This window comes from Thermococcus sp. 21S9 (genome assembly GCF_012027635.1).
GTDB lineage: Archaea > Methanobacteriota_B > Thermococci > Thermococcales > Thermococcaceae > Thermococcus.
Genome location: NZ_SNUS01000016.1, coordinates 1 through 516, shown reverse-complemented (window position 1 = coordinate 516; position 516 = coordinate 1). Strand labels below are relative to the sequence as shown.

Below are 516 nucleotides of genomic sequence, written 5' to 3'. Positions count from 1 at the left end.
GAATGCCTAAACTCAAGGTAGTTTTGGATACTTCTATTTTAATCAGTGCCTTAAAATCGAGAGATGTTAAACGTAGTCCTTCTTGGAAGATTTTAAGTCTTCTCAGTGAGGATAAGCTGGTTAATTATGGTTCTAAGGAGACTATTGAAGAGATGAAAGAAACTCTTGCAATTGTTGGTCTGCTTGTTGGAAAACCTGAAAAAGCCAAAGCTATTTATCATTTGGTTTTGAATCATACTAAGCGAGTTTCTCCAAGAGTTCAATTTGAAGAAGATAGAGAACTTGTTAAGCTGGTTGGTCATGCTGATGATCTGACCTCCTCCCCGCCCTGAAGGGCAAGGCTTTCATGTGATAATCCAAATGAATTCATCCTCACTAACTTATGATTAGTAGATTGAAATTTTTTTGACTCCTTCGAGTTTTGAGAGTTCATTTATAAGGTCGCCGGGGATTGACCCCTCAGTAACTATCGTGAGCGTTGCTTCTGGATAAAGTTCAGGATCTTCCGCGACGACT

General features: G+C 39.1%; 1 protein-coding gene and 1 pseudogene. One reads left to right on the top strand and one right to left on the bottom strand.

Annotated elements, in window-relative coordinates; translation table 11 throughout:
• Window positions 1-332, top strand: a 332-nt coding sequence (locus E3E28_RS10740; RefSeq protein ID WP_167915450.1) for a putative toxin-antitoxin system toxin component, PIN family, incomplete at its 5' end; no start/stop codon positions are given.
• Window positions 333-386: 54 nt separating this feature from the next.
• Here E3E28_RS10740 and E3E28_RS10735 read toward each other — a convergent pair.
• Window positions 387-516, bottom strand: a pseudogene (locus E3E28_RS10735) (regulator); the annotation flags it as partial.